This is a genomic window from Pseudonocardia sp. EV170527-09 (assembly GCF_008369905.1).
GTDB lineage: Bacteria > Actinomycetota > Actinomycetes > Mycobacteriales > Pseudonocardiaceae > Pseudonocardia.
This window is the reverse complement of the sequence record NZ_VRMC01000161.1, coordinates 1-5390: the sequence shown is the minus strand read 5'-3', so window position 1 is coordinate 5390 and position 5390 is coordinate 1. Positions and strand designations below refer to the sequence as shown.

The window sequence follows — 5390 nt, the reverse complement described above, 5'->3', positions numbered from 1 at the left end:
AAATACGCGGCCGCCCGCTTGAGAATCTCGTTCTCCACCTCAAGGCGACGCTTCTCCTTACGGAGCCCGGTCAATTCGCGTTTCTCGGCGCTACTCAGCCGTGAATCAGAGCCGCCGGTGTCGTCGGCGGCGGCCTGGGCCATCCAGCTCCGCAAACACGACTCCGATATCGACAGTTCCTTCGCGATCGCAGACACCGGCTTGTCGCCAGCACGAGCAAGGTCCACGGCGCGACGCCGGAACTCGGGCGGGTGAAGTGCAGGCACGAACAACATCCTCCCTGGTGGACCGAGTCCACCTCAGGTGACGTGTCCGGCGTCAGGGGTCAAACTCACAGGCACGACCCGAGACCCGAGCACGGACACGCCGACACCACCAAGAAAATCTGTGAGTGTCTGTTCAACAACAACAACCAAGTCAGATGTTTCCACCACCGGGCCCCTCCCGGCTGCACTCCACCGAGCCCCGACCCGCCCCCGTCGAAGCCTTGTCGACGGGGGCGGGTCGCTCGGGGCCAGCTCAAGAGTGCGTGACTGCTACCGAGCGGGGCCTGGTGCGGGTCGCGGTGCCGCTGGACGGTTTCACTATCGAAGTGGAGCTGGTGGCCAGCGAGCCTGACGCTGAGCCTGATGCCGCGCCGGGCGTCTGGCTGGTCACCGGTGTCGCTCCACTGGCGGGGGCCTGACCGATGCCGCTGCTGCTGAGGCCAGGACCTGGATTGCGGCCGGGCCCGATCACCGGCCTGGGCTCGGGGTCGAGGTGGCCTGGTCGTCGGGTGGTTGGTGGGCTCGCCGGGGTCATGCTGTTGGCCGGGTTCGCGCTGGTGGCGGTGTTCAGCGCGATGATCGGGGCCCACCGGCGCCCCACCCGCGCCCGCGCCACCGCCCTGGCGCTCAAGCTCGGCGTCGCTCACGCCGGTGGGCTCTCCCAACGCGAGCTCCGGCGGCACTGCCGGCACCGTCCTTGATCGTCTCCTCGTACTCGGCCAGCGGAGCGCGGGCCTGAAGGTCGACCATCTGGACCTGGACCTCATTGAGCAGGCCCCTCACCCGCCCCAGGGGGCGGGCGGGCTGCGGCGGTCGCGGTGGTGCGGTTACGGCTGGACGGTCTCGTGGGATGCGCGGCCGCCCACCGGTCGGGGTGGTCCTGGCTGGGGTGTGACACGCGGGCCTGACCAAGTCAGAGTTTCGCCCGAAGCGCAGCGAGGGCGCTCCCGCTTCCCGCGTCAGCGGGAAGCCAACAACGTCAGGGCGAAGCTCCTCGCCCGAGACCGGCACCGCTCCCCGACCCTATCCCCAACGTGATGATCATTGAGAACCCCGTCAACGGCCACGCCCACCTCGGCTGGGGAGTCACCGTCCCGGTCAACACCACCAACTACGGCTCACGCCGCTCCATGCGCCTCGCCCTGTCGGCGTAGATGACCCAAGCTTAGGTTGCTTTCGTGTATGCCTGCGGGGACGGAGGCTGTACAATCGAGCTGAGAAAAAGTGAAACGAATGCCATGTCAGTTCATCAACTTCGCCATCAACTGAAAGGGTGGAATAGTCAGTGTCAAAGTTCCGCGAGATCACTAGGTTGTCCATTCAGAGAATCTGCATCCTGACTGCATTACTCTCGATCGGTGGTGCTTCAATCGTGGGTTCTGCACGAGCTGAATCGATCGAGTATGCGTCGGGTAGCCGTGGTCATGCGGTAGCGCAGGTTGGATGCGGATTCCGCAGCGTTCGAATTTCGCAGCATGAATCGTCTGCGTATTGGAGAAATTGCGTCAACCACGGACAGCGGATCAATGTCGACCGCGCCTTCTACCCAGATTACGAAGTGTGCGTCGGCGCGGGACAGGATCGTTATCTAGGGTCTGGGCTCGTCCCCGTCGGCCCAGGAGCAATTCGCGGTGCTGGCGTGATCGGTCGTTGCTAGTCGTTCGTGGACTTCGGGACCTCACTCTAGCTATCACACCTATTAAATGTATAATTTCTGGCGGCGTCACAGCTTTCCTAGGTCATTGATTAATGGGGATGATGCTGTGCCACTGGAAGAGCGGAGAATCAGGGATTCGGCGTACGGAGACCATGCTCGGAGGAAGGGGAGCGATGGGGTGCCGACGGACCCCATCGGATTTGTTCATTTCAGCTCCGTCGAAAATGTAGATGCAACTCAGCCCCTCCCTCGGGGTGGCTATGGTCCTGCGCTGAAAGATGCATCTCAACTCAGCAAATCGTCGTCGGAATCAGCTGATTCCGACGATTCCTTGGTGCGTTCCTCTGGTACGATCGCGATCGCAAGTCTGGTTAGTCGAATCACCGGATTTGTGCGCAACGTTGCACTCGTGGCTGTGCTTGGCTTCGCGGTCGTAAACGACTCTTACACTGTCTCCAATACGCTGCCCAACATCATATATGAGCTATTGCTCGGCGGCGTTCTGACTAGCGTGATGATCCCGGTCCTAGTCCGTGCCCAGACTGAAGACATCGATGGTGGCGAGGAGTTCACCCGCAGGCTCTTGACCGTGGTCGGGGTCGCACTATTAGTCGCGACCACGCTAGCAGTACTTGCCGCGCCGCTTCTGACCGCTCTCTATATCGATAGCTCTCGGGCCGATCCTGGGCTGGCGACAGTGTTCGCCTGGCTGCTGCTACCGCAGATATTTTTCTACGGAATTGGCGCACTGCTCGGAGCGATTCTTAATTCGAAGCAGGTTTTCGGACCGTTCGCATGGGCGCCGGTGCTTAATAACCTCGTTTTGCTGGGTGTTCTTGGCATCTATGTTCTGCTGCCGGGGGAGATTTCAGTCAATCCGGTTCGAATGGGCGACTCAAAGCTTCTGGTTCTGGGGATCGGGACGACACTCGGAATTGTGATGCAGGCGCTGGTGCTAGTGCCATATATGCACCGGATTGGGTTCTCCTATCGTCCAGTATGGGGTTGGGATCCGCGGCTGTCACTGGCAGGTGGTATGGCGCTGTGGATTGTCGGCTACGTGCTCGTAGGGCAGGTCGGCTACATCATCACGACTCGCGTGGCTACAGCTGCCGACGACGGCTCCGTGGTCACCTATTTCACCGCATGGCTTTTACTGCAGGTTCCGTACGGAGTTCTTGGTGTGTCCCTGCTGACAGCATTGATGCCGCGTATGAGTCGGGCGGCGGCAGAGGGGAATACCAACCAAGTTGTTGCGGATCTCTCGTTAGGCATCCGATTGTCAACGATTGGCTTGATCCCGATAACTGCGATCATGACGGCGTTCGGCGTAGTTTTAGGTACGGCGCTGTTCTCAGTGGGGGCGGGTAGCGGCGAGGGGGCGGCTCGGCTGGGAGCGACTGTTGCGGCCTCGGCGTTCGGACTACTGCCTTACGCAGTGATGATGCTGCAGCTGCGGGTCTTCTACGCGATGACTGATTCGCGGACCCCGACGCTGATCCAGGGCTGCATAGTCGGAATGAAGATCCCGCTACTGTTGGCCTGCCCTTTATTGCTTCCGCCGGGACAAGTTGTACTCGGCCTCGCCGGAGCGAACTCGCTGTCGTTTATCGTGGGTGCTCTGTTGGGGCAGTGGCTGCTACGTCGACAGCTTGGGAGGGTTCAGACCGGGGAGGTTCTCACCTGCCTAGGTAAGACTCTGTCAGTATCCGTAGTTGGGACAGCCGCGGCTTGGGGATTGACCCAGTTCGTGGAACCAGCCGTCGCGGACTGGCCAGATGTCGCCCGGGCCTGGATGTTGCTGCTTGGCGGCGCGCTGATGGCATTACTGCTGACTGGCGCCGGGATGTGGGTTTTGCGGATTCGCGAGATCGACGTGTTATTTCGACGTCTTGCCCGGCGATGAGGCTGCGGCCAGCGCTGCCATGCCAGTCGCCCAGATCGCCGTTCAGCTCGTGTTCGTGGTGTCCCGGCTTGTGGTGGTGTAGCGGGGTGAGGCTCCCGGTAGGACGGCAGTCGACCAGGATCGACCATCCTGACTGGGGTCTCGGCGTGTTGTCTTGCCCTGCCGTGATTGCGTTGTCGACCCGCACTCTTACCCAGCTCAGCGTGCTGATCCGTCGACGCCTGGCGGGGTAGTGCTGGCTGATGGTGACGACTCCCCGCCGCTCCATTCCGCCGGAGGCGGTCCTCTCCTCCCTGGCGGAGCGGAGACCGCCTGTGGCGGAGCAAGTGCGTTTTCCTTAGGAAAACGCTGGAGCGGTCGCGGCGCGGTGCGATGCGGTGCTGGGTGCTGCCCGGGGTCGGTGATCGTGAGCCGGGCCCCGGGCGGGAACCCGCCCGCCCACCTCGACGGCGGCGCTGTCGGCGGGGTCGTCGGTGGTGGTGTCGCGAGCCCGGAAGTCCAACACCCGCCCACCAGACACCTTCGTGTCGTGAACGTTGTCCGCGTACGGGCTCTGATGTCGTTGTGGGTACGAGCTGGTTCAACAAGCCGTCCGGGCCGGTCAGTTCCAGCCACGTTCTTCGACTGTCACCGTCGGCGGACGGCCTCGTCGACCCCCAGCACCGGTTCGTGCCCCCCGAGCAGAGCCCGACTCGTGAACAGGCCCGTGAACCGTGTCGTGAACGGTGTCGTGGGTCGTGTCGTGAACCGTCGCCTGCGCCGCCTTGGCTGTGTCAACCCAAACTGGCCCCAGGGTGACGGAGGTAGTTGGCCCCACCTGTGAGGTGTTCCCTCCGGCGGTGCGCGCCGCCGGTGGAGGTGTGGCTATTGCTGTTCTGAGCCGTTGAAGAATCGCTCGCCGTCGTCGCCGAGTAGGAAGGTGAAGCGGGCGAGGTCGGCTTGGAGATCGGCGAGGCTGTAGCCGCCGCTGGTGAACCGGCGCAGCGATCCTGCGAAGTCGGCGGAGGAGTCGCTGTCGTCGAGCCAGTCTGCGAGGAAGGAGAGCATCTCGATGAGCTCGGCGGCGTCGCCGGCGTCGAGACGGACGGTGCCCGCGGCGGGGCGGCGCTCGGGCATGGGCTCACCCTAGGTTGAGCGGCGTGACGCCGGTCGGCCTCGGTGTCAGACGCCTCGGTGTCAGACGCCTCGGTGTCAGACCTGAGTTTGATCACCGGCGCGGTCTCGGCGACACGGCAAGTCTGTGACCTGCTGTGATGTGGGGTCCTGGTGCGGGATTCACGCACTAATCGGTGGGTAGGCTGCGGGGTTGTGGCGTTCATCAGGCGGGTCCGGACGGGCTCGGGCGCGACGGCGGTGCAGATCGCGGAGTATGTGTCCGGGCGCCGGCAGCGGATCGTCGCGCACCTCGGTTCGGCGCACAGCGAGGTCGAGCTCGGGCTGTTGATGGCCCGGGCGCAGGGCATGCTCGACGACGCCGCGCAGGGCGAGCTCGACCTGGGCCTGGCGAAGGTGCAGCGTCGACACCGGCTCGCCGCACCACCATCGGACCCGGCTCTGTTCG

The 5390-nt window shown here is 63.5% G+C and carries 6 protein-coding genes; 4 read left to right on the top strand and 2 right to left on the bottom strand.

What is annotated here, in order from left to right; genetic code table 11:
• Positions 1-266 (bottom strand): transposase (locus FVA95_RS27290; protein WP_161992492.1); only part of this gene is annotated, 266 nt, incomplete at its 3' end.
• A 509-nt stretch (positions 267-775) separates the two neighbouring features.
• Here FVA95_RS27290 and FVA95_RS27285 point away from each other — a divergent pair.
• The 3 genes from FVA95_RS27285 (at position 776) to murJ (ending at position 3829) form a co-directional block, all read left to right on the top strand.
• Complete coding sequence (locus tag FVA95_RS27285; RefSeq protein WP_149666679.1) at positions 776-967, top strand: hypothetical protein; 192 nt, start codon at positions 776-778, stop codon at positions 965-967.
• Positions 968-1300: 333 nt separating this feature from the next.
• Entirely contained in the window at positions 1301-1420 is a 120-nt protein-coding gene (locus FVA95_RS27280) for a replication initiation protein (protein ID WP_255474707.1), read from the top strand.
• 681 nt (positions 1421-2101) lie between these two features.
• Entirely contained in the window at positions 2102-3829 is a 1728-nt protein-coding gene (gene murJ / locus FVA95_RS27275; RefSeq protein WP_240051767.1) for a murein biosynthesis integral membrane protein MurJ, read from the top strand.
• Positions 3830-4693: 864 nt separating this feature from the next.
• Here the strand turns inward: murJ and FVA95_RS27270 are convergent.
• Positions 4694-4945 (bottom strand): hypothetical protein, encoded by a 252-nt coding sequence (locus tag FVA95_RS27270; protein ID WP_149666676.1) that lies wholly within the window; start codon positions 4943-4945, stop codon positions 4694-4696.
• Between the two features lie 192 nt (positions 4946-5137).
• On the opposite strand from FVA95_RS27270, the gene FVA95_RS27265 reads away from it, so the two are divergent.
• Positions 5138-5390: hypothetical protein (locus tag FVA95_RS27265; protein ID WP_205016004.1), on the top strand; the 253-nt coding region annotated here is incomplete at its 3' end.

Coding starts and splice junctions, on each gene's coding strand:
- FVA95_RS27270 (WP_149666676.1), bottom strand. CDS start 4,945: ATGCCCGAGCGCCGCCCCGCCGCGGGCACCGTCCGTCTCGACGCCGGC.